Origin of the sequence: Streptomyces sp. NRRL S-31, from assembly GCF_000718775.1 — a bacterium.
GTDB lineage: Bacteria > Actinomycetota > Actinomycetes > Streptomycetales > Streptomycetaceae > Streptomyces.
Window position 1 is genome coordinate 1 of record NZ_JOCB01000303.1, and the last position, 228, is coordinate 228.

1 protein-coding gene is annotated in these 228 nt (G+C 72.4%); it reads left to right on the top strand.

Going from position 1 to position 228, the window contains the following annotated elements:
• The coding region (locus IF37_RS45410; RefSeq protein WP_037858572.1) for a hypothetical protein at positions 1-228 on the top strand (228 nt) is incomplete at both ends.

A 228-nucleotide genomic window follows, 5' to 3' on the forward strand; every position in this document is an offset into this window, starting at 1 on the left:
GTGCCGCCGCTCCCGCGGGTGAGGACCGCGGTACTCGCATCCCCCCCGACGGCACCTACATCACCCTCACCGACCCCACGCCCGTCCCCCTCACCCGTACCGGCGAGGAGAACCGGCACGCCGGGGGCAACACCACCCACGACACGGTCAGCAACGGCGGAGGCAGCACCGCAGGCGAGAGGAACGGCAACGGTGAAGGCAGTGATGCCGCTGCCCGCGGTGCCGACA